A 707-nucleotide genomic window follows, 5' to 3' on the forward strand; every position below is an offset into this window, starting at 1 on the left:
GATGCCGGTGAGGGTGGCCAGGGTGTAGCGGGTGGTGTTGTTCATGTGGTGGTTGAGTGGCATGTGGGTTGTCTCCTTGGCCGGTTCCCTCCACGCACCAAAGCACGAAAGCGAATCCGCTCACGCTTGTGTCCCCCGTGCGTCCGCTGCACGCCCAGGGCTCCAGGCCGGACGAAAATAGCATCGCGGCACCCGGATATGGAACTCCTCGTGAAGCCTTTTTCCGGGATGGGCCCGTTGCCTCGTGGACGCGCCGGCCAACACTGGCTCTGAGCAGGCATTATGTGCGGCGAGGGTATGGCGTGGCCGCCCTCGGAAATGTAGGTCACACTGCCTGTCATTGTGCGCGCTTCGCGAATCATGGTAGAAGGTTGGCGCAGATTCTTTGGAGTGCAATCCCGCATTAATTATTTGTTCACCATAAAGACTCCCTTTCGACCGATGGCTTCGGTTTTCCGGTCGAGGGATGAATGGGAGGCTGGCATGCCTGTTCGAGCTCGCATCCGTGGCGCCGCCGCACACGGGCCGGAGGCGGTGCGCGGCGTGCCCCTCGACGGGACCCCTCCGGCGCGGCTCCCGAGCAGGGATGTGGAGGGGGAGCGGATCGCGGGGGCGGCGTTGGCCGAGGTGCCCGATGGCGGTGTGGTGGTGTTGGACGCGGGCGCGGTCACCGAACGCCTGGCGGCTCGCCTGCCGGTGGATCGCGG

General features: G+C 64.9%; 1 pseudogene. It reads left to right on the plus strand.

Features of this window, described 5'->3' with window-relative positions:
- Nucleotides 1-483: 483 nt before the first annotated feature.
- Nucleotides 484-707, plus strand: a pseudogene (locus tag ADL05_RS31415) (hypothetical protein); the annotation flags it as partial.

Source organism: Nocardiopsis sp. NRRL B-16309, from assembly GCF_001279585.1.
GTDB lineage: Bacteria > Actinomycetota > Actinomycetes > Streptosporangiales > Streptosporangiaceae > Nocardiopsis.